This is a genomic window from Streptomyces sp. NPDC048288, assembly GCF_043201555.1.
GTDB lineage: Bacteria > Actinomycetota > Actinomycetes > Streptomycetales > Streptomycetaceae > Streptomyces.
Genome location: NZ_JBICZD010000001.1, coordinates 365,974 through 388,938, shown reverse-complemented (window position 1 = coordinate 388,938; position 22,965 = coordinate 365,974). Strand labels below are relative to the sequence as shown.

The 22,965-nt window shown below is 70.5% G+C and carries 16 protein-coding genes and 3 tRNA genes; 11 read left to right on the top strand and 8 right to left on the bottom strand.

Annotation, left to right across the window (positions count from 1 at the left end; genetic code table 11):
* Positions 1-361: 361 nt before the first annotated feature.
* The 4 genes from ACGFZS_RS01660 to ACGFZS_RS01645 all read right to left on the bottom strand — a co-directional run bounded on the left by ACGFZS_RS01660 (position 362) and on the right by ACGFZS_RS01645 (position 6,152).
* Positions 362-595 (bottom strand): hypothetical protein, encoded by a 234-nt coding sequence (locus ACGFZS_RS01660; RefSeq protein WP_393793440.1) that lies wholly within the window; start codon positions 593-595, stop codon positions 362-364.
* Between the two features lie 2,074 nt (positions 596-2,669).
* Positions 2,670-3,020: a hypothetical protein gene (locus ACGFZS_RS01655; protein WP_393793439.1), complete on the bottom strand. Its 351-nt coding sequence runs from the start codon at positions 3,018-3,020 to the stop codon at positions 2,670-2,672.
* A 17-nt stretch (positions 3,021-3,037) separates the two neighbouring features.
* A complete protein-coding gene (locus ACGFZS_RS01650) occupies positions 3,038-3,211 on the bottom strand; it encodes a hypothetical protein (protein WP_393793438.1) in 174 nt (57 codons plus the stop codon).
* Between the two features lie 196 nt (positions 3,212-3,407).
* Entirely contained in the window at positions 3,408-6,152 is a 2,745-nt protein-coding gene (locus tag ACGFZS_RS01645; protein ID WP_393793437.1) for an RHS repeat-associated core domain-containing protein, read from the bottom strand.
* A 113-nt stretch (positions 6,153-6,265) separates the two neighbouring features.
* On the opposite strand from ACGFZS_RS01645, the gene ACGFZS_RS01640 reads away from it, so the two are divergent.
* The 3 genes from ACGFZS_RS01640 to ACGFZS_RS01630 all read left to right on the top strand — a co-directional run bounded on the left by ACGFZS_RS01640 (position 6,266) and on the right by ACGFZS_RS01630 (position 8,543).
* Positions 6,266-7,747, top strand: coding sequence for a LamG domain-containing protein (locus tag ACGFZS_RS01640; protein WP_393793436.1), 1,482 nt, complete (start codon positions 6,266-6,268; stop codon positions 7,745-7,747).
* 173 nt (positions 7,748-7,920) lie between these two features.
* Complete coding sequence (locus ACGFZS_RS01635) at positions 7,921-8,175, top strand: type II toxin-antitoxin system VapB family antitoxin (RefSeq protein WP_393793435.1); 255 nt, start codon at positions 7,921-7,923, stop codon at positions 8,173-8,175.
* On the top strand, positions 8,172-8,543 hold the full coding sequence (locus tag ACGFZS_RS01630) for a PIN domain-containing protein (RefSeq protein WP_393793434.1): 372 nt from the start codon (positions 8,172-8,174) through the stop codon (positions 8,541-8,543). Before ACGFZS_RS01635 ends, ACGFZS_RS01630 begins: the two co-directional genes overlap by 4 nt.
* Before the next feature lie 293 nt (positions 8,544-8,836).
* Here ACGFZS_RS01630 and ACGFZS_RS01625 read toward each other — a convergent pair.
* The 3 genes from ACGFZS_RS01625 to ACGFZS_RS01615 all read right to left on the bottom strand — a co-directional run bounded on the left by ACGFZS_RS01625 (position 8,837) and on the right by ACGFZS_RS01615 (position 9,242).
* Positions 8,837-8,913 (bottom strand) — tRNA-Ile (locus ACGFZS_RS01625).
* A 178-nt stretch (positions 8,914-9,091) separates the two neighbouring features.
* Positions 9,092-9,164, bottom strand: a tRNA-Asn gene (locus ACGFZS_RS01620).
* A gap of 5 nt (positions 9,165-9,169) precedes the next feature.
* Positions 9,170-9,242 (bottom strand) — tRNA-Asn (locus ACGFZS_RS01615).
* A gap of 144 nt (positions 9,243-9,386) precedes the next feature.
* Here ACGFZS_RS01615 and ACGFZS_RS01610 point away from each other — a divergent pair.
* The 8 genes from ACGFZS_RS01610 to ACGFZS_RS01575 all read left to right on the top strand — a co-directional run bounded on the left by ACGFZS_RS01610 (position 9,387) and on the right by ACGFZS_RS01575 (position 22,527).
* Positions 9,387-9,689, top strand: coding sequence for a YtxH domain-containing protein (locus ACGFZS_RS01610; RefSeq protein ID WP_393793433.1), 303 nt, complete (start codon positions 9,387-9,389; stop codon positions 9,687-9,689).
* Positions 9,690-9,836: 147 nt separating this feature from the next.
* Positions 9,837-11,303 carry an FGGY-family carbohydrate kinase gene (locus ACGFZS_RS01605; RefSeq protein WP_393793432.1) on the top strand — a complete coding sequence of 489 codons (1,467 nt, stop codon included), beginning with the start codon at positions 9,837-9,839 and terminating at the stop codon, positions 11,301-11,303.
* A gap of 154 nt (positions 11,304-11,457) precedes the next feature.
* Complete coding sequence (locus ACGFZS_RS01600) at positions 11,458-13,191, top strand: ABC transporter ATP-binding protein (RefSeq protein ID WP_393793431.1); 1,734 nt, start codon at positions 11,458-11,460, stop codon at positions 13,189-13,191.
* Complete coding sequence (locus tag ACGFZS_RS01595; RefSeq protein ID WP_393656479.1) at positions 13,191-15,119, top strand: ABC transporter ATP-binding protein; 1,929 nt, start codon at positions 13,191-13,193, stop codon at positions 15,117-15,119. Before ACGFZS_RS01600 ends, ACGFZS_RS01595 begins: the two co-directional genes overlap by 1 nt.
* Positions 15,120-15,275: 156 nt before the next feature.
* Positions 15,276-17,255 (top strand): dynamin family protein, encoded by a 1,980-nt coding sequence (locus tag ACGFZS_RS01590; protein WP_393793430.1) that lies wholly within the window; start codon positions 15,276-15,278, stop codon positions 17,253-17,255.
* Between the two features lie 3 nt (positions 17,256-17,258).
* The gene (locus tag ACGFZS_RS01585; RefSeq protein ID WP_393793429.1) at positions 17,259-19,349 is read left to right on the top strand and encodes a dynamin family protein; all 2,091 of its coding nucleotides are present in this window, start codon (positions 17,259-17,261) and stop codon (positions 19,347-19,349) included.
* Positions 19,350-19,444: 95 nt separating this feature from the next.
* On the top strand, positions 19,445-21,397 hold the full coding sequence (locus ACGFZS_RS01580) for a dynamin family protein (RefSeq protein ID WP_393793428.1): 1,953 nt from the start codon (positions 19,445-19,447) through the stop codon (positions 21,395-21,397).
* Entirely contained in the window at positions 21,397-22,527 is a 1,131-nt protein-coding gene (locus ACGFZS_RS01575; RefSeq protein ID WP_393793427.1) for a hypothetical protein, read from the top strand. The genes ACGFZS_RS01580 and ACGFZS_RS01575 overlap by 1 nt, the downstream gene beginning before the upstream one ends.
* On the opposite strand, the gene ACGFZS_RS01570 is transcribed toward ACGFZS_RS01575, so the two are convergent.
* On the bottom strand, positions 22,482-22,739 hold the full coding sequence (locus tag ACGFZS_RS01570) for a hypothetical protein (RefSeq protein ID WP_393793426.1): 258 nt from the start codon (positions 22,737-22,739) through the stop codon (positions 22,482-22,484). The genes ACGFZS_RS01575 and ACGFZS_RS01570 overlap by 46 nt on opposite strands.
* Positions 22,740-22,965: the final 226 nt, after the last annotated feature.

Genomic DNA, 22,965 nt, shown 5'->3' with positions numbered 1-22,965 from the left:
GCCCCGGGGTATGCAGAAGGAGGCTTAGTCCACGGCCCCCGACGCCGGCGGCCGTGCCTCCCTGGCACGTCAGGCGAACGTCAGATCCGGCCGTGGACCAAATGTCCGCCCACAGCGTGGACGCGAGATCGGCCATTCCGCGGCATCCTCGACCATTCGCACTGTGTGGTTGGCCTATCTGTGTCTCGATGAGTCGTCCCGCCGCAATCCAGGCCATCGAAGACCTCCACCACCGCGACGCCCGCCTGGCGGATCCGGTTGAAGGTATCGGCGTTGTAGGCGACGGCCGACTTGGCGAGGATAGCGGCCTCAGCCCAGGCACGAACCGGGACGCGAGCACCGTTGCGGTGAACGATGTGAGTCAGCTTGTGCCAGCCGCGAGTTTGACCGCCAGATTCTTCGCAGCCTGCTTCGCCGTCATATTGCCCGCTGCAAACAGCGAAACCTCCCTCCCGGCGGCCCGCGTCTCGCGCCGCCCATAGAACTGGTTCGGCATCCGCTCGGCCTCCTGGGGGCGGCGCAGGAAGTCGGCATAGGAGTCGGCCTCGAGCGCCTCTAAGGCGTCGCGGTGGAAGGTGATCCAGGTGAAGGTCACGTCGAGGGCTTCGGCTGCAGATTGAGCGTCGGCGGCGTACAGGTAAGGCAGCTGCCGTTAAACAAACTGCCGGGCATCCTCGTCGGCGCGTTAACGAAAGGCGCGGATCGGCTGCTTGAACCCTTCCAGCGTCGCCACGGTGTGCGGCGTCCTCGGGTTGTCAGCTAGCTGGGCGAGGACGGCGCGCTGTGGGCGGCGAGTCGCTGTCAAGCAGCTTCAAGTACGGCCGCGACACGGCGTGCGATCTCGTCCGGGTCTCCGGACACCAGCGGTGGCCTCTCGTACGGCATGCCATCTACCGGCCTCGGCGAGCGCGTAGCGGCGACGTGGTCACAAGGTCAGTGTCTTCCGTCGGCCAGTTCGTCCGGCGCGACTAGATCCACGAGCGCGGTGATCTGGCGTTCGAGCCCCGATAGGTTGTCGCCCTGGTCGATGGTGACCACACCGTCCACAGTCATGCCGAACGGGTCAGCAAGCAGCTTCGCGCGCCGCTCAGCCAGGGACCTCGTTTGCGACAGTGCGAGCTGAGATCAGGCGCGCGTAGCGTGCGTCCAGGTTGACAGTGTCCGTGGTGGGGCCGAGCTGAGCCAGCAGCCAGGCGTGTACAGCGATGTCCATCAGATGCTCCTGTCGTACGAGGCGAGGGTCGGCACCGTGACGGTGCAGAGCCTCACTGGTGACGTGCCGCTACCTACGCATGTGTACCGGCTGCCATCGCGGTGCGTCGCCTTGGAGCCTTGACGGGCTCCGACTCCGACTCCGACTCCGAGGCAGAATCCGCCACGGTCGGTGTCTCTTCCGCACCGACCGGGTTCGAGTGGCCTCATCCGGAGAGGGACCCTCTCCCGACCACGCGGCCGGATTCGGGAAGAGTGGGACGAGCCGCTCGGGAACTTCCTCTCCCGCTTCCAGCCGGATGGGGCCCTCCTCGGGGTCTCGTAGGAATACCGTGCACGCCCACTTCGTCCCGACCAGCTCCCGTTAGAAGACCGTCGCGGCGATGTGGATGTCCGGCACGTACAGCACGGGCATCGCAGCAGTGGCCGAGGTCGTGGACAGCTGGTCGGGGGTGCGCGTCTCTACATGGGTGGTGATCACGATGCCGGAGGCCTCCTCAAACGGGCGTCAGAACAGGTCAGCTACAGCAGTCCGTAGTCCGACCAGCTGAACGGGGCGCGTCGGCAACCGTCGACTTACCTGCCTCGCCGAAACCGTGAGGCAGGGAGGCGACTCCTTGGTGCGATCTGGGCCGTTTTCAGTACGGGCCGTTTCTCCTTCGTGCCGATCCGGCCTCGACGACAGCCACATGATCCCGACGAGCCCGGTTGCCGCCACACCGCACCGACCCCGCCACCCCTTGGTCAGACTGGATGGCTCGGCACCGGAGCGCCCCCTCCGGTTTCCCCGCGCCCAGCCAGCGTCCAGAATCCAGTGCCCAACCAGCCGCAGGAGCCACGTACCGCAAGTTCAACCGCCGCGAACTGGAACATCCGCGCAGGTCAGGGGCATTCGCAATGCCGACACCGGCAACGAGGCTGAACTCACGAGCAGCGGATTCAGTCTATTCAGGCGAAGTTGACAATCCGACAGGACAAAAACAACGTTTCCGCAGATCAAAGACCTGCACGAGTGGGGCGGGTGGGACTCGAGCCCACGGCCGACGGATTATGAGTCCTTTGAGGATCTTGGCGACCCTTGTCGATCCATGCTCATCCTGGTCGTTTTCCCAGGTCAGAGCAGGTTTGGCGTCTCGGTCCTTCTCGGTCCTTGTCAGTCTTTTCCGATCCTTGTGTCCAACCTGCGTCCAGAACGCGTCCCGGATGGACGAGCCAGGCCGCCACAGGGTCGGTCCTCCCAGCTCGGCGACGAGCGCCGAAACCGCGAGAAACGGATGTACGTTCCAACGCGTAGAGGCTCCGCCCAGCCCTTGGGGGCCTGTCGCGGAGCCGCCTCTCCCGTGCCGTCATGAAGGCGTGGTGGGTGTGACAACCTGTGCTACGCGGCGGCTGCCCGGCGTGTCCCGTCCCTTGCGGCCCGACGCGGAATCCCGGCCGACAGTCGCCAAAGGCGGTGCTCAGCCCGCCTGTCCCTGCTCCGTGCCGGTCGCCGGCGGGACGACTCGCAGGTTCGCGTCGGGCTGCACCCAGGACAGGTCCGCGCCCTCGACGCTCTCGAGATCGACGACGGCGTGCCAGCCGGGGGACAGTTCGGAGAACTCTCCGAACGGCGCCCGGTGGATCCGGACCACCCGGGCCGGGGAGAGTGCCCCGGGATCCGGTGGGCTGTCCACCGGAAGCACCGAATCGCCGGGGAAGACACTCCGCCCCACACTGATGCAGCGGGCGTGGCAGACCACCTTGTCCGCCGAGGGCCGCTCGTACACGGTCTCCACCTGCAGCAGCCCCTCAGGCTCGGTACCGGTCACGTTCTCACCCGCGGCACTCAGTCCGCCCGTTCCTGCTCCGGGCCGGTCGCCGGCGGCACCACCCGGAGGTCCACCATGGGCTGCACCCAGGACAGGTCCGTGCCCTCGGGGGCCTCCAGATGTACGACGGCGCTCCAGCCGGGGGTCAGTTCGGTGAACTCCCCGAGGGGCTCTCGGTGTATCCGAAGCACCCTGGCCGGGGAACCCCCCTCTCCCGATGGGCTGTCCACCGGGAGCACCTCGTCGCCGGGGAAGACACTCCGCCCCACACTGACGCAACGGGCATGACAGACCACCGTGTGCGCTGAGGGCCGCTCGTACACGATCACGACCTTCAGCAGTCCGACAGGCTCGGTACCGCTCACTCTGCGGATGCCTCCATCCAGGTCAGAACCAGTTCATTACCTTGTCGGCCACATCGGACGCCACACCGCTGCCGATGAGGCCTCCGACGACGCCTCCGACGACACCGCCGATGACGGTACCCGCGCCGGGAATGGCCGAGCCGATGGACGCACCTACCTCCGCCCCGTAGGTGGCGCCCGCCAGACCGCCCGCGAGGCCCGCGGCGTCCCGGGTGGCGGTGTGGAGCCGCTGCGCGGGCGGCGCCTTGGCGACGTCGTACGCGGAGAGGGCCACCGCACCGACGAAGAGGCTGCCCTTGAGCGCGCCGCCCACCGTGATGAAGCCCGCGTCGCCACCCGCCGAGCCCGCCAGCTTGCTCGCGGTCGAGGCGGCACCGCTGCCCGAACCGCCGGTCGCCCCGGCGTTCTTGGCGAAGTCCTCGATCTGAGCCGGGGTCAGCTTGGGGGTCTTGATGAGGTTGTCGTCCAGGTCGCCGAGCCTGGTGGACGGATCGACGTCGATCCCCATCTTGGACAGCATGCTCCTGGCCTGCTCGACCGGGATCGTCACCCTGGCCCGCTTGGCGAGATCGGTGGCGGACCCCTCGACCCACACCTCACTCTCGTGCGGGATCGACTGGTAGTAGTTGTCCACTATCTCCAGTTCGACGAGGTCCTGCCGGTTCAGGATGTGGAGCACGCCCTGGCCGTGGTAGTCGTTCGCGGCCTGGGTGGCGAAGTGGGTGGAGACACCCGGATCCGAAGAGGTCGGCGTGGACCCGGTGGACTGGATGTTCGCCGATCCGCCGAACCCCTCCGTGGTCCCCCGGAAAAGCCAGTCCGTCGCGTCCGTCGGCGGACGGTAGGACGGCCCGGGGCCCATGTCCGCCGGGTACATCTGGCCGCTCGGGTCGGCGTTGGTGACGGGGTTGTCACCGGCGTAGGCGTAGCCGCCGAGCTCCTGCGGGTCGGTGGCCTCGAACTTGGGGTCGACGCTGATGAAGCGCCCCAGCGCCGGGTCGTACTTGCGGACACCGACGTCGGTGTAACCGGTCGCGGCCTCCTGGGACTTGCCGAGGAACGAGTGAGTAGGGTCCGCCCACGGGGTGTCGTTGGCGTTGGCCCGCTGCTGCCCGTACGGCGTGTACTGCTGACGGGACACCTTCTGCGTGGTGGTGTCCATGGCCATGGTGCCGGTGCCGTGCGGGTCGTCGAAGAGGTAGTCGGTGCCTCCGCCGGGCAGGCTGGAGCGGACCGCCACCGGGCTGCCGGCACCGCCGTGCGCGTAGGTGCGTACGGCGCCGAGCAGGACGTTCGGGGTCACGCCGGTGTTGACGACGATCTCGGTGTCGCCCGCGAACAGCGTGGTCTTCCCGGGGTCGCGGCGGATCAGCTGGTTGCCGTCGGCGTCGTAGACGTACTTCGTGGTGCCGGCGCTGCTTCCGGTGGTGTCGACCTGGGCCAGGTGGCCTTCGTCGTCCCAGGTCAGGCTCTGGCCCGCGCCGCTGCCGGTGGGGGTGCGGGTGAGCAGGTTGCCCGCGGCGTCGTAGACGAAGTCGGCCGGGTTGCTTCCTCCGGTGGTCTTGGTGAGGGTGTGCGGCTGGGCGCCGGTCGCGTTGCAGCCGGTGGTGCAGCCCTCGACGTAGCCGGTGGTGACGTCCGCCCCGCCGGTGGTGGAGTGGTCGACCACCTGGGTGCGGTCACCGATGGCGTTGTAGCTGTAGGACTGCCAGTACGACCCGGCGGTGCCGGCGACGGTCGCGGCGGTGGGGTCGGTACCCTGCGCCGGGCAGGCGGTCTTCGCGGTCCATGCCTGGGACAGCCGGGCCAGTGCGTCGTACTGGTAGCACTGGGTGTCCTTGACCGTGTTGCCGGTCTCGGACTGCTGGTCGGCGGTGGTCAGCGGGTTGCCGGCGGCGTCGTAGGAGTACGTGGTGTCGTCCACCTGCGGCCCCGGGGCCTGCGTGCGCGAGATGAGCCGCTCGGTGGGCTTGCGGGTCTGGTCGTCGTAGGAGTAGGTGATCCAGGCGGGGTTGGTGGACGCTCCCAGCGTGAGCTGCGAGGGCTGGCCGTAGTTGGTGTATACGGTGCCGCCGACGTAGGTCTGGATGCTGCTCGCGGTCGTGGTGGGGTTGCCGAGCACGTCGTGCCCGTAGGTGATGGTCTCGTTGTTCAGGCCCTGGGTGCGCGGGTCGGCCTGCGTGGCCAGCAGCTGCGTCTTGGGGGTGTAGGTGTAGGTGGTCTGGTAGCTGGCCGGCAGCGGTGCCTCGCTCGTGGGCAGCGTGATCTTCGTACCGGTCGACTTGCCCAGGGTGGTGTAGCCGGTCGTCGCGACCGTGTATCCGCCTGTCACGCCCTGCACATAGCTGGTGGACGAGGTCAGCTGGCCGATCCGCAGGGAGTCGTACAGCCACGAGGCGACCTTGAAGTTCTTCGCCTTGTCCGTCTCGGTCAGCTTGCGGCCGAGCAGGTCGTAGGTGAAGTCCAGCTCGTTGTTGCGTGAGTCGGTGGTGGAGACGAGGTTCCCGGCGTCGTCGAAGCCGTAGTGGCTGGCGCCGGCGTCCGGGTCCGCCTGCGAGGTCTTGCGGCCCAGCAGGTCGTAGCCGAAGCCCCACACCGCGTTGTCGGGGCCGGTCACCTTGTTCTGAAGGCCGGCCGCGTCGTACCCGTAGCGGGTGGCGTGGGACGTCCCACCGGTGACGGTGAAGCCGTCGGTCGCGTTGCCGCCCACGGTCGGCGCGACGGTGAACTGGTCGAGCTCGGTGTTCTGACCGCGCGCGTCGGCCACCGTGGTGGTGGCGACCGCCCCGGTGGGCGGGATGACGGTGGTCCTGTCACCCGTGTAGGCGGTGCGGGTGTGCCGCAGCGGTCTCCACGGACGGCACGGCCACCTCGCCGACCGTGAAGGCGGCGGACCTCTCCAGCGGCAACCCGTCGAACACGTACTACGACGACCTCGCCGCCCGCTACCTCAACGACACCAACACGCAGGTCGTCGGCATCGCGCCGAACCTGATCGTCCCGGAGGCCACCGGCAGCGACACCCCCGACAACGAGTGGGACCTGGCCGCCGACGGCACCGACGCGCGCGGGGACGACCCGTTCACCGCGGTCGGCGGGGCGACCTTCGGCTCGACCGGACCAGACGCGGTCAACGCGCCGGCCACCGCCACCTCCTTCGACGGGAGCACCGGATTCCTGGAGAGCGACCACACCGCCGTCAACACCCTCGCCGACTACACCGTCTCCGCCTGGGTGAAGCTCGACTCCACGGATAATCCGGCCACGGCCATCTGTGAGGGAACCAGCCAGCACCAGGCGTTCTATATCGGCTACGACCGGGGCAACAAGGGCTGGATGTTCCAGACCACAACCACCAACGACGACAACGCCGACTTCCCCACCGCGGAAGGCGACACCAACACCGGGGCCGTGGGCACCTGGACCCACCTCCTGGTCACCTACACCGCCCCCGTGGACGGCGACGCCGACAGCGGCGTGATGTCCATCTACCAGAACGGCACCCTGATGGGGACCGCCACCAACCTCACCCCGCAGTACGACTCGTCGATGCCCCTGACCGTCGGCGGCTGCATCAACGACCCCGCAGCGACCTCGCCGTACAACGCGTTCCCGGGCTCCGTCTCGGACGTGCAGGTCTACCCGTACGCGATGGAGGCCGGCGATGCCGACGCGGCAAGCGTGATCGTGCCGACCGGCTGGGACAACGGCATGCCCGAGGACGAGTGGAAGCTCGGATCGAACGGCACCGACACCGCCTCCCTCAACCCGGTCACCGCCACCGGCGGCGCCACCTACGGCAGCGACGCGCCGAGCGGGCTGTCCGGCAGCGTCGCCTTCGACGGCAGCACCGGCTTCCTCAAGAGCAAGCAGAGCGCGGTCAACACACTCGGCGACTACACCGTCTCTGCCTGGGTGAAGATCAACTCTGCCCTCGGCACCACCGCCGTCTGCCAGGGCACCACCCAGCACCAGTCCTTCTACCTCTCCTACGACAAGTCCAGCGCCGCCTGGATGTTCCAGACCACCACCACCAACGACGACAACGCCGACTTCCCCACCGCCGAAGGAGACAACAACTCCGGCCCGGTCGGCACCTGGACCCACCTGGTCGCCACCTTCCGGGCACCGGTCCCGGGAGGCTCCACCACCGGCAACATGGCCCTCTACCAGAACAGCACCCTGATCGGGACCGCCACCAACCTCAGCCCCCAGTACGACTCCTCCCTCCCCCTCACCATCGGCGGCTGCATCAACAGCGCCTCCGCCACCACCCCGTACCTGGCCTTCCCCGGCTCCGTCGCCGACGTCCACGTCTACCCGCGCACACTGTCGGCAACCGAGGTCAGCGCCCTGCGCTGACCCGCACCGCCGCCACGACCCTGCCGGTTCATCACGGCTCGGCAGGAGGTCGAAGGCCCCCGCCGCAAGGCGAGGGCCTTCTTCCGTGTGCGGTCTCTCCGCCCCGGAGCCCGGCCGGTATATAAAGGATCAAGTATCTTGATATACGCAGCCTGAATGTGACTGAGGACATCATGAGTCGCACGGTCATCGACCTCGACGACGAGGCACTGGAGGAAGCGGCCAAGGAACTGGGCACCACCACCAAGCGCGACACCATCAACACCGCCCTACGGGAAGTCACCGCCCGCTACCGATGTCTGCGCGCACTTGAAGAAGCCCGCAGCCTGGTGGCCGACAGTGCCCTGGACATGGACCTGTTGCCGGACAAGGATGGCTACCGACCCACGAGTGCGGGTGACGTCCCGAGCGCCGGAGCCGACGAGTGACCGTCGCCGACTACCTCATCGACGCCTCCGCCCTCGCCCTCGTCCTGCTCCGCCAGAACACGACCGAATGGGACGACAGGATCGCCGCCGGCCTCGTCGCGATCTGCGACCTCACCGAACTGGAAGTCCTGCACTCGGTCCGTTCGGCCACGGACCGCACCCGCATAAAGGCGGCCCTCGACGCCCACTACGCCTGGTGCCCCGACGGCGTCTACCGCCGCTCCCGCATCATCCAAGAGCAGCTGACGGCCAAGGAAGAGCACCGCAGCGCGGGTCCCGTCGATCTCCTCGTGGCGGCCGCCGCCGAGGAAGCCGGACTCACCCTGCTCCACTACGGGCCGTCCGGACAGACACCAGGCTTCGCGTGAGCGCGGATCCCAACCGCCTGCACCACCGAAGCGGCACACTCGAAGGTCACCGGACAGCACCTTCCGATTCCCCGCGTCCAGCCAGCGTCCAGAATCGGGGGCCAAACCCCTCCCACACACCGCCTGCGGAGCCCCGCACCTACCCCGAACCAAGACATCTTCCCAGGTCAGGGCGATCCGAACTAAAGCCGACAGCAGCGGAGTTGAACTCACGAGCAGCGGATTCAGCCCCGCAACCCAAAGCCCTGAATCCTTACGCGAGATGAGACGTTTCCGCAGGTCAGGTACCTGCATGGTGGGGCGGGTGGGACTCGAACCCACGGCCGACGGATTATGAGTCCGCTGCTCTAACCGGCTGAGCTACCGCCCCATAGCGGCGTGTCGCGTACATGTGTGCGCGCCGTCTGCCGCAGCATAGCCGCTCATACGATCTCCTGCTTCGGATGGTCGGCGAAGCGCGACGTTCACGACCTTCAGGACATCGGTGCAGGCCCGGCGGTTCCCCGGGACATGAAAAAGGACCCCACAAGGGGTCCTCGTTCAGCATGCTCCCCCGACTGGACTCGAACCAGTAACCTGCCGGTTAACAGCCGGCTGCTCTGCCAATTGAGCTACGGAGGACCGAGCTCCCCCGACTGGACTCGAACCAGTAACCTGCCGGTTAACAGCCGGCTGCTCTGCCAATTGAGCTACGGAGGAATGCCTCGTCGCATCGAACGCACCTACCTGGGTATTCGCCAGGGGGCGGGCGCTCGCTGCGACACATACATTAGCGCAAGCAGGGGGGTGCTCCGCCAATCGGTTCCCCCCACGAGACTCCCCCACGAGGGAAGGGTGGTCACCATGCGCTACAAGCTCACGTTCGTCGTCGGGCTCGCTCTCGGTTACGTGCTCGGTACCAGGGCCGGACGCGAGCGCTACGAGCAGCTGAAGAAGTCGGCCCGGCAGGTCGCCCAGAACCCGGCGGTCCGCAACACCGCCGAGACCGCCGCCCAGCAGGGCCGCGTCTACGCCGGCAAGGCCTTCCACTCGGTCAGCGCAAAGGTCGGCGACCACATGCCCGACTCCGTCGCCGCCCGCGTCCGCTCCCTGCGCGAGCGCAGCCGGGCCGACGGAGCGGACGACTGGGGCACCAGCAACACGTAGGTCCGCCTTTCAAAACGCCCGACGACAACCCCCAGGGGCGCGGGGAACCGCGCGACCAGCCCCGACGCCCCCGCACCCGAAACGCGGCCCCCACCCGAACGGCGCCCTCGGCCGAACCACAGCGGAGCGTGCGGCAGAATTTCGGTCATGGGGATAGTCGCCGGGTTGGACAGCTCACCGGATTTCACTCGCATCGTGGTCTGTGACACGGACACGGGTGCGGTGCTCCGCCAGGGATACGCACCGCACCCGGTCGACACGCCGGAGGGCGCGGGCACGGGCGCGGGGCGCGCCAGTGACGTCGACCCGCAGGCCTGGCTGCTCTCCCTCGGCGAGGCCGCCGGCGGCGGTCTCCTCGAGGGCGTGCAGGCCATCGGCGTGTCGGCGCAGCAGAACGCGCTGGTCCCGCTGGACGCCCAGGGCAACACGGTCCGCCCGGCGATGGTCGGCGGCGACAAGCGCGCCCAGGTGGCGGCGGCCGATCTGCTCGACGCGCTCGGCGGCCGCGAGGCCTGGGCGCAGGCCGTGGGGTGCGTCCCCCAGGCGGCCCAGCCGGTGACCAAGCTGCGCTGGCTGGCGAAGACCGAGCCGGAGAACGCCCGGCGCACCGCCGTACTGCTGCAGGCGCACGACTGGCTGGTGTGGCAGCTGCTGGGGCGGCCGGTGCGGCGGACCACCGATCGCGGGGGTGCCTCCGGGACCGGGTACTGGTCGGCGGCGACCGGCGGGTACCGGCCCGACCTCGTCGAACTCGCGCTGGGGCACCAGGTGATGCTGCCCGAGGTGATCGGGCCGTCCGACGCGGCCGGTACGACCCCGGAGGGGCTGCTGATCTCCGCGGGGACCGGCGAGACGATGGCCGCCGCGTTCGGGCTGGGGCTCGGCTTCGGGGACGCCGTCGTGTCGCTGGGCGCCTCGGGGTCGGTCATGGCCGTGCATCCGGAGGCGCTGGCCGACCCCTCCGGGATGATCACCTCGCTCGCCGACGCCACCGGGATGCATCTGCCGGTCGTCACCACGCTCAACGCCGTACGGACCCTGCGCGGGACCGCGGAGCTGCTGGGCCTGGCCGATCTGGAGAGCCTGTCCGACCTGGCGATGAAGTCGACGCCCGGCTCGCACGGGCTGGTCATGCTGCCGTACCTGGAGGGCGAGCGGACGCCGAACCTGCCGCACACCGCCGGGACGCTGGCCGGGCTGCGCCGGGAGTCGATGAGGGCGGAGCATCTGGCGCGGGCCTCCTTCGAGGGGATGCTGTGCGGGCTCGCCGACGCGCTCGACGTGCTGCGCGGCCGGGGTGTGGAGGTGCGGCGGGTCTTCCTGCTCGGCGGGGCCGCCGAGCTGCCGGCCGTGCAGGCGGCGGCGCCGATGCTGTTCGGCGCGCAGGTCGTCGTACCGCAGCCGGCGGACTACGCGGCGATCGGGGCGGCCCGGCAGGCGGCCTGGGCGCTCGGGGTCTCGCAGGGGACGCTGGACCCGCGCACCCCGCCGGTGTGGCAGGGGGCGGCGGCCCAGGTGCTGGAGCCCGGGGACGAACTGGCCGTGGGGCAGGCCGTTCGGCAGCAGTACGTGTCGGTGCGCGAACAGACCCATCCGGGGGCGTTTCGGGCGTAATCGTGCGCCCCCGGTGCCGCAAGGCATCCGCTCTCGGGTTAATCGGTTGAGGTAACGCGGGTGGAGTGTCGGACGATAGGGGCCTAGGGCAAGCGACCCGCCCACCGCGGCGGGCACGCGAACCCACCCCACCGCCGACTCCGAGAGACGTAGCGTGCTCATACGACTTCTGCGGACCTATCTCAGGCCCTACAGGAAACCCATCTCCATCCTGGTGCTGCTGCAGTTCCTGCAGACCTGCGCCACTCTCTACCTGCCCACGCTCAACGCGCACATCATCGACAACGGCGTCGTGAAGGGTGACACGGATTACATCCTGTCCTTCGGCGCCCTGATGATCGCCATCTCGCTCGCCCAGGTGGTGTGCAACGTCGGTGCCGTCTACTACGGCGCCAGAACCGCGTCGGCGCTCGGCCGGGACGTGCGGGCCGCCGTCTTCGACCGGGTGCAGTCCTTCTCCTCGCGTGAGGTGGGTCACTTCGGGGCGCCCTCGCTCATCACCCGTACGACGAACGACGTACAGCAGGTCCAGATGCTGGTCCTGATGGCGTTCACCCTGATGGCGTCGGCGCCCATCATGTGTGTCGGCGGCATCGTGCTCGCCCTCGGCCTGGACGTTCCGCTGTCCGGGGTGCTGGTCGCCGTCGTCCCCGTGCTGGGGATCAGCGTGACGCTGATCGTGCGCCGGCTGCGGCCGCTGTTCCGGGCCATGCAGGTGCGCCTGGACACGGTGAACCGGGTGCTGCGCGAGCAGATCACCGGCAACCGGGTGATCCGCGCGTTCGTCCGCGACGAGTACGAGCAGGGGCGGTTCGGGAAGTCCAACCGCGATCTCACCGAGATGCAGCTGGCCACCGGCAACATGCTCGCGCTGATGTTCCCGATCGTCATGACCACGGTGAACGTGTCGTCGATCGCGGTGGTGTGGTTCGGTGCGCACCGGATCGACAGCGGCCAGATGGCGATCGGCGATCTGACCGCGTTCCTCGCCTACCTCATGCAGATCGTGATGTCCGTGATGATGGCCACCTTCATGTTCATGATGGTGCCGCGCGCGGAGGTCTGCGCCGAGCGCATCGAGGAGGTCCTGGACACCGAGTCCAGCGTCGTCCCGCCGAGCGCGCCGGTGATCGAGCTGCGGCGCCACGGGCACCTGGAGATCCGGGGCGCGGGCTTCTGCTACCCGGGGGCCGAGGAGCCGGTGCTCAAGGCCGTCGACTTGGTGGCCCGGCCCGGCGAGGTGACCGCCGTGATCGGTTCCACCGGCAGCGGCAAGTCCACCCTGCTCGGCCTGGTGGCCCGCCTCTTCGACGCCACGGACGGCTCCGTCCTCGTGGACGGCGAGGACGTCTCGGGGCTGGAGCCGAAGCTGCTCGCCAGGACGGTGGGCCTGGTGCCGCAGAAGCCGTACCTGTTCGCGGGGACCGTGGCGACCAACCTGCGCTACGGCAACCCGGACGCCACCGACGAGGAGCTGTGGCACGCGCTGCAGGTGGCGCAGGCCAAGGGCTTCGTGGAGAAGCTGGAGGGCGGGCTGAACGCGCCCATCGCCCAGGGCGGCACCAACGTCTCGGGCGGCCAGCGCCAGCGCCTCGCCATCGCCCGTACGCTCGTGCAGCGCCCGGAGATCTACCTCTTCGACGACTCCTTCTCCGCCCTCGACTACGCGACCGACGCGGCCCTGCGCGCCGCGCTCGGCCGGGAGACCGCCGAGGCGACCGTCGTCATCGTCGCCCAGCGGGTGGCGACCATCAGGGACGCCGACCGGATCGTCGTCCTCGACGAGGGACGGGTCGTCGGCACCGGCCGGCACCACGACCTCATGGCCGACAACGAGACCTACCGGGAGATCGTGCTCTCCCAGCTGACGGAAGCGGAGGCCGCCTGATGGCCGGGCCCATGGGACGCATGATGGCCGGGGGCGGCCCCGACCAGCGCTCGATGGACTTCAAGAACTCGGGCAAACGACTGATCGCCCGGTTCAAACCCGAACAGCTCACGATCTACGTGCTGCTGTTCTGCGTGGTCGCGAGCGTCACCCTCAACGTGATCGGCCCCAAGATCCTCGGCCGCGCCACCGACCTGGTGTTCGCCGGTGTCATCGGCAAGCAGATGCCGGCCGGGACCACCAAGGACCAGGTCCTGCAGTCCATGCACGAACGCGGCCAGGACACGGTCGCCGACATGCTCAAATCCACCGACTTCACCCCGGGCAAGGGCATCGACTTCGACCAGGTCGGCAACGTCCTGCTCTTCGCGCTCTGCACGTACCTCGTCGCCGGCCTCCTGATGGCGGTGGCGACGCGCCTGGTCAACCGGGCGGTCAACCGCACGATGTACCGGATGCGCGAGGACGTCCAGGGGAAGCTGTCGCGCCTGCCGCTGTCGTACTTCGACAAGCGGCAGCGCGGCGAGGTCCTCTCCCGCGCCACCAACGACATCGACAACATCGGCCAGACCCTGCAGCAGTCGATGGGCCAGCTCATCAACTCGCTGCTCACCATCATCGGCGTGCTCGCGGTGATGTTCTGGGTGTCCTGGATCCTCGCCCTGGTCGCCCTGGTCACCGTGCCGCTGTCCTTCGTGGTCGCGACCCGCATCGGCAAGCGCTCGCAGCCGCACTTCGTGCAGCAGTGGCGCTCGACGGGCAAGCTGAACGCCCACGTCGAGGAGATGTACACCGGGCACACCCTGGTGAAGGTGTTCGGCCGCCAGGAGGAGTCGGCGAAGCAGTTCGCCGAGCAGAACGACGCGCTGTACGAGGCCGGGTTCAAGGCGCAGTTCAACAGCGGTGTGATGCAGCCGCTGATGATGTTCGTGTCGAACCTGAACTACGTGCTGGTGGCCGTGGTCGGCGGCCTCAGGGTCGCGTCGGGCGCGCTCTCCATCGGTGACGTCCAGGCCTTCATCCAGTACTCCCGGCAGTTCTCGATGCCGCTGACCCAGGTCGCCTCCATGGCCAACCTGGTGCAGTCCGGTGTCGCCTCCGCCGAGCGGATCTTCGAACTCCTCGACGCGGAGGAGCAGGAGGCCGACCCGGTGCCGGGCGAACGCCCCGCCGAGCTGCGCGGGCGGGTGGCGCTGGAGCACGTCTCCTTCCGCTACGACCCGGAGAAGCCGCTCATCGAGGACCTCTCCCTGACGGTCGAGCCCGGCCACACGGTCGCGATCGTCGGCCCGACCGGCGCCGGCAAGACGACCCTCGTGAACCTGCTGATGAGGTTCTACGACGTCTCCGGCGGCCGGATCACCCTCGACGGCGTCGACGTCACCCGGATGTCCCGGGACGAGCTACGCGCCGGGATCGGCATGGTGCTCCAGGACACCTGGCTGTTCGGCGGCACCATCGCGGAGAACATCGCGTACGGCGCCTCCCGCGAGGTCACCCGCGGCGAGATCGAGGAGGCGGCCCGGGCGGCCCACGCCGACCGGTTCGTGCGGACCCTCCCCGACGGCTACGACACGGTCATCGACGACGAGGGCACGGGCGTCAGCGCGGGTGAGAAGCAGCTCATCACCATCGCGCGGGCGTTCCTGTCCGACCCGACGATCCTCGTCCTCGACGAGGCGACCTCCTCGGTCGACACCCGTACCGAGGTCCTCATCCAGAAGGCGATGGCCAAACTGGCGCACGGGCGGACCTCGTTCGTCATCGCCCACCGGCTGTCGACCATCCGCGACGCCGACACCATCCTGGTGATGGAGAACGGCTCGATCGTGGAACAGGGCGCGCACGCGGACCTCCTGGCCGCGGACGGCGCCTACGCACGGCTGTACAAGGCACAGTTCGCGCAGGCGGTGGCCGAGGTGGACTGACCGGCCGCGAACCGAGCGGACGGCACGGCGGCCCCACCCTCCCCGAGGGCGGGGCCGTTGCCGTCGGCGGCCTGTGCGGGCGGCCGAAAGAGCTACTTGCCGCGATCCCATCGTCTGACGGGAACCGGCCACCCCCGCTCTCCCTACGCTGCCGGCGTGGGGAGGAAAACCGTGCTCGACGGGGCGGCCGGAACATGGGCACCCGCCGTCGGCGAACACCTGAAATGGATCCGCGACGTCCTGGGGGAGCTCGACCTCCCGGCCGCGCGTCGCGACAAGCTGTGGTCGGCACTGCGGACCGTCCAGACCCGTGCCGACGACCCCGAACTGCGCATCGCCGTCTTCGGCGAGGCGTCGAGCGGCAAGAGCACCCTGCTCAACGCCTTTCTGCGGCGCCGGCTGCTGCCGTCGTCGGCGCGGGTGACGACCACTGTCACCACGGTGCTCCGGCATCACGAGGGCACCGAGGGCCTGCGGCTGAGAACGGCCGACGGCACCGGACTGGACTGGCCGTCGGCGGCCTTCGACCAGTGGGCCGACGGGCGGCAACCGCCGTCCGCGGGCACGCTGTCCACTGGCACGCCGTCCGCTGACACCCTGGAGGCCGCGCTGGCCCGGGTGCTCACCACGGATCTCGCGCTCGCGGTGCGGGATCTGGAGGTACGGTCCCCGGTCCGGCCGCTGGGCGACGGGGTGGCGGTCCTGGACACCCCCGGGTTCAGCGTGACCGACCCGGGGCACCGGGAGATGGCCGAGGCCGCCGTGGGCCGGGCCGATCTGGCGGTGGTGGTCGTGCCGGCCGTCGCGGCCATGTCGATGACCCTGGCGGACTTCCTGACCGGGCCGCTGCTCGGCCACCACGACCGGTGCGTCTTCGTGCTCACCAAGATCGATCTGGTCGACGAGGGCGAACGGAACGCGACCGTCGCGTTCGTCGCGGACCGGCTCAGGTCGATCGGGATCGCCGATCCGCTGCTGCTGCCCTGCGCACCGGGCAGGGCGCTGCGGGAGGCCGAAGCGCCGGACCGGGGCAGCGGGGCGGCCGTGGACCACCCCGGCCATCTGGCCCGGTTCCGGGCCGTGGAGCAGCGGCTGGTACGACTGGCCGCGGAACGGCGGGAGGCCGCCATCGCGGCGACCGTGCTGACCCTGCTCTCCCAGCTGCTGGCGGCCGTCGAGGAGACCGCCGACGCCCAGCGCGCCGAGCACGGCCGCGCGGGGCGCGGGCTGGCCGCCCTGTCGCTGCCGGACTTCCCGGGCTTCCTGGACACCTGGACCCGCCGCGTCGTCGACCGGGTGAACACCGGCACGCGCGTCGCCGCGACGAGCGCCCCGGTCGGTTCGGGACGGTCCGGGCTGGACGAGAAGGTGGTCGCCGCGGTCGCCGACAACAAGATCGACAACATTCGGGAGGCGGCCTCCGAGGTCTCCGGGATCGTCGGCCGCCACCTGAGGAAAGAGGCCAGGAAGACGGCCAGGGCCGCGGCCCGGCAGGCCGGTGAGCTGCTGTCCGCAGAAGCCGGCGAACTCGCCCGGGACTTCGCGGCGCAGTACGGCGCGCTCGCCGGTCTGGCCGGCGAGACACCGGCCGCGCCCGTGGTCCCCGTGACCGACCTGGACCTGCCCGAACCGGACCTGTCCGAGGTCGACGCGGCGCTGACCGCGGTCGGCACCGAACTGATCAGCGTCGGCAACTGGCGCACCGGGGGCGGCGCGGCGGCGGGCGCCGTCATCGGGAGCTTCATCGCCCCCGGTATCGGCACGGTCATCGGCGGCGCCCTCGGAGCCATGATGGGCACCCGCGGCCGGGACACCGCGCGGGCCCAGTTCCTGGAGAAGGCGCGCCCGGTCATCGCCACCGCGTACGCCGAGGTCGACGCCCTGCACGCGGTCTCGCTGCAGCGCATCGCCGAGGCCGTGGAGGGCAGTGTCGCGGCGCTCCGGCAGAAGTACGAGGCCGGGTTCAGCGACGAGATCGCCCGGCTCACCCTGGCCAACGAACGCCAGCGGGCCGCGCTGGCCGCGGCCGTCGCCGCCGCCGAACGGACCGCGGCCGGCGCCCGCGAGCGGCGTGAACAGGTCGCCGTCCTGCGCCGGCGCACCTCAGGCACCGTGCACGCACCGAAGGAGGCGTAAGCCATGGACATACAGGCCGAACCCCAGCAACCCCCGTCACCCGCCCCGCCGTCGGCCACCACGACGGGCACGGCCACCACCGACACCGACACCGCCAGCGGCGGCGGCAGCGGAAGTGGGAGTGGCAACGGCAGTGGCAGCGCCGACACCGTCGCTCCGGCCGCCATCGCAACCGGCGGCACCGGCACCGACGGGAGCACCGACACCGACACCAGCCCCGCCGGCAGCGACACCGACACCAGCCCTGCCGACACCGACATCGACACCGCGAACACGGGCACCGGCACCGGCACCGGCCTCGGCGGATCCGGTGTGCCGGCCGTGCCCTCGCATGTCGCCGATGTCGGTGGGGAGACGCCCGGCTGGCTGCGGGAGGCGCAGGAGCTGGCGGCCGGGTACGGGCTGGACGGGATCGCGGCGGACCTGGGGGCGCTGGCCGACGGGCGGGGCCGGCGCCTGTTCCGGGTCGCCGTGGTGGGCGAGTTCAACCGCGGCAAGTCCACCCTGGTCAACCGGCTGCTCGGCCGGGACCTGCTGCCGACCGGCTCGCTGCCGGTGACCCGGGTCCCGGTGGTGGTGCGGGCCGCCCAGGACGAGACGCTCACCGTCCGCTGGCCGGACGGCCGGCGCGAGCTGCGCCGGCTCGACGGCCACGGCGCGTGGGACGGCCTGACCGGGGCCGTCCCCGGGGCCGTCCCCGAGGAGGGCTCCGGGACCACGGGGGGAGCCCCGGAGCCCTCCGTCACGCTCACCGTGGCCGACGACTGGCTGGCCGGGCTGGACGCCGAACTGGTGGACACGCCCGGGGTCAACTTCGGCAACGACCAGCAGCTGGAGCAGGTGCGCGAGGTCGCCGCCGGATGCGACGCCGTGCTGTTCGTCGTCTCCGCGCTGTCCCCGCTGGGCATCACGGAACGCGGCCTGCTGGAGGAGGAGGTGCTGCGCCGGCACATCCCCTTCGTCGCCGTCGTCGTCACGATGCTCGACCTGCTCGACCCGGAGGACCGGGCGGAGGCCCTGGAGGACCTCGGGCGACGGCTCGCCGGACTGGCCGGCCTGGCCGTACTGGCCGCCCCGGGGCCCGGCGCCGGCAAGGCCGAGGTGGCCGCGCTGCACGCGCTCACCGAGGGGTTCGCCCGGCGGGACGGCCGTGCCGTGTGGCGCGACCGGCGGATCGCCGCCCAGGTCGCCGACCACTGCGACGCGATGACCGCGATCGCGAGCCGGACGATGGTGACGGACCGGCTCACCACCGAGGAGGCCGAGGAGGCGGCGAAGAAGGCACAGGCGGCGCGGGAGACCGAGGAGCGCCAGTGGGAGCAGCTGCGCATCGACCTGACGGCCCGGCAGCTCACCCTCACCACCCGGCTGCGGGAGTACGTCCAGAGCAAGCGCGACGGCATGATCGAACGGATGCGCTGGGAGCTGGACCGGGCCGCGGACCCGCGCGGCTGGTGGGAGCGTGACCTGCCGTTCCGGCTGCGCCACGAACTGTCCGTCCTGGCCAAGGACTCCGAGCGGACCGTCCTGCTGCCGGCCCTCACCGCCGACAGCGGCTGGCTGGACGCGGAGGTGGCCGCCCGGCTGCCCGGCGCCCGGCCGAGCTGGATCCCGGGCGCGGGCGGGCTGAGGCTGTCGGTCGAGCCGGAGATCTCCGGTGACGTCTCCAACCTGTCCGGGGTCCGGCTGGCCACCCGGCTCGGCGCCCAGGGCGGGGCCATCGTCGGCTACCTGCTCGCCGCCGCCCGCTCGGCCCCGCTGCCGATGATCTACGGCGCCGGTTTCAGCCTGCTCGGCGGGCTGCTCGCCGAGGCGTCCATCCGGGCCGCCACCGAGACCCAGCGCAGCGAGGTGGACGCGCTGCTCGTCCGGGTCGTCGACGAGGCCACCACCGCCTTCCAGCGGCGGGCGGTCGAGATGGTCTCCGAGGTCTACGGGGACGTGTTCGAACAGCTGAGGCAGTCGCATCTCGCCTGGCACGACGCCTGGCGGACAGTGGCCGACTCGCGGACCGGCGGCGACCGGGACTGGGAGTCCCTGGCCCGGTCCGCGGCCACCCTGGGCGCCCGCATCCGCGCCGGACTCCGGGCCTGACCCGGGAGCCGGATCCGCACAGAGAGCCAAGAGAGCCAAGAGAGCCAGAGATTCACAGATCAGAGCGTCAGAGCGTCAGAGAGGACGAACGGACCATGGGCACGGAAGAAGGCGGCTACGCCGCGGCGGCGGCCCAGCGACTGCGGCTGACCGGCATCTGCCGCCAGCTCGGCAAGATCGCCGAACAGATAGGTGACAGCGGGGCGGAGAGCATGGTCTCCGCCATCCTGGAGCGGATGGACACCGACGCCTTCTACGTGATGGTCGTCGGCGACTTCAAGCGCGGCAAGTCCACCTTCGTCAACGCCCTGCTGGGCGCGCAGGTGCTGCCGGTCAAGGCGGTGCCCGCCACCGCGGTCATCACCGAGGTCAGGTTCGGCGAGGCCCCGGCGGCGCAGCTGTGGAAGGAGGACTCCGTCTCCCCGGAGTCCGTCTCCCCGGAGCGGCTCGTCGACCTGATCACCGTCAACAACAAGGCGCACGAGCAGCGCAACCCCTATGTGAAGGCCGAGGTCATCTGGCCGCTGGAGCTGTGCCGCAACAACGTGGTGCTGGTCGACTCGCCCGGTCTCAACGACCACGAGAGCCGCGACGAGATCACCCTCGGCTACCTCCGCAAGGCCGACGCGGTGATCTTCCTCCAGCATGCCATCGCCCCGATGAGCATGGACGAGTCCCAGTTCCTGACGACGTATCTGGACGCCCACGACCCGTTCTTCGTCTTCACCTACTTCGACGCCATCGACGACCACGAGCGCGAGGAGGTCATGGCCGCCGCCCGGCACCGCATCACCGCGCTGCGCGGCGAGGAACGCGACCAGGGCCGCTTCTTCTTCGTGGACGGCAAGACGGCGCTGCGCGCCCGGATCGCCGAGGACACCGCCGGCTTCCAGGGCTCCGGGGTGGCCGCGCTGGAGGCGGCGCTGGAACGCTATCTGGCCACCGAACGCCACAAGGTGAAGATCCTCGCCCCGGCCCGCGCACTCAGCGGTCTCGCCCGTGAGCTGGACCGCAACATCCCGCACGAGCTGGCGATGCTGGACTCGCGCAGCGGGGAGCTGGAGCGGCGCTGGGAGAGCGCCCAGCAGCCGCTGCGCGAACTCCAGGCCCAGGCGCGGCAGATCACCATGGAGACCGACAACCAGACCCGGCAGCTCCAGGAACGGGTGGAGAACCTGCTCGGCGGCTTCCTGGCGGCGGTCGCGGACGAGGCCCCGGTGGTCGCGGCCGACGTCCCCCTCACCACCAAGCTCGGCATGAACCCGCTCAAGCTCAAGGAGCGTGTCGAGCAGATCGCCGGGGAGATCGCCGCGGGCACCGCCAAGCAGATCGAGGAGAAGGTGGCCCAGTGGGTGGCGAGCTCCCTGGAACCGGTGATCGCCCAGGACCTGGAGAAGTTCGCCGAGCGGATGAACACCGAACTGGGCTCCTTCGAGGCGCGCCTGGACCGGCTGCGGGTCGACCTCACCGGGGTGACCGGCGCCGCGGCGGCCGGTGAGCGTCAGCAGGAGCCGCCGCTGACCCGGTTCCTGGCCGGGGTGGGCGGCTTCGTCCTCGGCGGGGTGGCCGGCGGCATGGTGGGCGCGCAGTTCGGCGTCAAGGAGGCACTGCGCTCGCTGCTGCCGACCATGGCCATCGCCATGGTGTGGCTGTTCACCCCGTTCGGGCTGCCGACGCTGATCGCCGGTCTGGTCGTCCAGGGCATCGTGCAGAGCAACATGGCGGGCGGCCGTCTGGAGGGCAAGATGCGGGAGGCCGTGGGCCGGGAGATGGCCACCCAGATCCGGCTGGAGGCCCCCAAGCAGGCCCGTACGGCCGCCAAGTCGTTCGTGGACACGACCATGCGGCCGATCGCGGAGGCCGTCAACAGCGGGCTGTCCGCCCGGATCGACGAACTGACCCGCAGTGTGGCGGCGGCCCAGGAGACCCGGGAGCAGGGCACGGAAGCGGTCGAGCAGCGCCGTGCCGAACTCGGCCAGCTGGACGAGCAGTTGCGGCGGGCCGGCATGGACCTCGACGACGTGGTCGACGACCTGGTGAGGATGTGATGGCCCGGTACCGCAGGCGGCTGTGCCTGGCGGTGGACCTGCGCCACTACAGCCGCCACACCTACCCCGAGCAGGAGGACGCCCAGTACCGGCTCCGGCTGGTGGTCGAACACGCGCTGCGCCGGGCCAGGGTGCTGCGGGTGCGGGCGCAGCAGCAGCTCCAGGGCGACGGCCAGCTGGTCGTCTTCCCGGCGGGGGTGGACGTGGTGCGCGCGGTCCCGGCGCTGGTCCTCGGCCTGCGCGACGGCCTCTACCAGGCGAACCGCGCGCCCGGGCTGTTCGGCAGGCTGCGGATGCGGGCCGGTATCGGCCAGGGGGCGATCTCCCGGGCCGACCGGGGGTACCTCGGCGACTGCGTGGTGCTGGTCAACCGGCTGATCGACTCCGGTCCGGTACGGCAGGCGCTGGAGACCGACCCGGCCGGCGACCTGGCGCTCGCCGTGTCGGACGGCATCTACCGGGACGTGATCCTGCCCCAGGCGCACGGGCTGTCGGCGGAGGAGTTCCGCCGTATCGACGTGGTCCTCCAGGAGAAGGACTTCGCGTCGAGTGCCTGGCTGCACGTGCCGAGGTCGGCTCCGGCCCGGGACCTGGGGCCGGAGCAGGTGATCTGGGGCCACTCGCCGGGGCGGGCCGCGCTGCGGGAGTTCGTGGTCCCGGCGCTGGGCGCGGCCCATCTCGCGGCGACCGTGATCTCCCAGAGCAGGACGCTGAGCGAGTGGGTCCTGCCGGGCGGCCGCGCCGAGGCCCCGGCGACCGCCGCCGACCCCGACTTCGACGGCCCGGACGAGGAACACCCCGGCGAGCCGCACCAGGAGACGGGGCACCACGGAGCCCACGGCGACCACGGGGTCCACGACGCCGGACACGACGGCCACCACGCGGACCCGCACCACGCCGACCCCTACGACTACGACCACTACGACGCCGACGACCCTGACGACGGCCACCACCCGGACCCGTACCACCCCGACCCCCGCCACCCCGATCCGCACCACCCGGACCCCTATCACCACAACCCGGGCCACCACGATCCCGGCCACCACGATCCCGGTCACCACGACCCCGGCCATCACGACCCGGGTCACCACCACTTCCAGCTGCCGGACTTCCACCACGGTGGGCACTGAATGACGACCGAACACGAGCGGGCGACACAGGAGTTGACCGCGGCGGTGGCCGCGCTGACCTCCTTCCAGCTGGTCACACAGCAGGCGGACGCGAAGGCGGGCACGATGGTCACGGTGCACGTCGGGCTCGCCGCCGTCATCGCCACCCGGGTCGGGGACGTCGGCGCCCCGGCCCCGACGACACCGCTCGCCGCGCTCTTCTGGCTGGCCACCCTCGCCTACGGGGTCGCGTTCACCGTCTCCGGCCAGCTGCTGGTGCAGGTGATCCGGCCGCGCAAGGCGGGGCTGGCCGCGTCCAACCGGTTCTCGCTGGACGCGGGGGGGGGGGGGGGGGGGGGGCCCCCCGCCCCCCCCCGGGGGGGGGGGGGGGGGGGGGGGGCCCCCCCCCCCCCCGGCGGGGGCGGCTCTAATAAGAAAGGCGGGGGGGGCGGGCGCGGG

Excerpts from the sequence above, each read along its gene's own strand:
- ACGFZS_RS01635 (WP_393793435.1), top strand. The coding sequence starts at position 7,921 with ATGAGTCGCACGGTCATCGACCTCGACGACGAGGCACTGGAGGAAGCG.
- ACGFZS_RS01610 (WP_393793433.1), top strand. The coding sequence starts at position 9,387 with ATGCGCTACAAGCTCACGTTCGTCGTCGGGCTCGCTCTCGGTTACGTG.
- ACGFZS_RS01605 (WP_393793432.1), top strand. The coding sequence starts at position 9,837 with ATGGGGATAGTCGCCGGGTTGGACAGCTCACCGGATTTCACTCGCATC.
- ACGFZS_RS01595 (WP_393656479.1), top strand. The coding sequence starts at position 13,191 with ATGGCCGGGCCCATGGGACGCATGATGGCCGGGGGCGGCCCCGACCAG.
- ACGFZS_RS01585 (WP_393793429.1), top strand. The coding sequence starts at position 17,259 with ATGGACATACAGGCCGAACCCCAGCAACCCCCGTCACCCGCCCCGCCG.
- ACGFZS_RS01580 (WP_393793428.1), top strand. The coding sequence starts at position 19,445 with ATGGGCACGGAAGAAGGCGGCTACGCCGCGGCGGCGGCCCAGCGACTG.
- ACGFZS_RS01575 (WP_393793427.1), top strand. The coding sequence starts at position 21,397 with ATGGCCCGGTACCGCAGGCGGCTGTGCCTGGCGGTGGACCTGCGCCAC.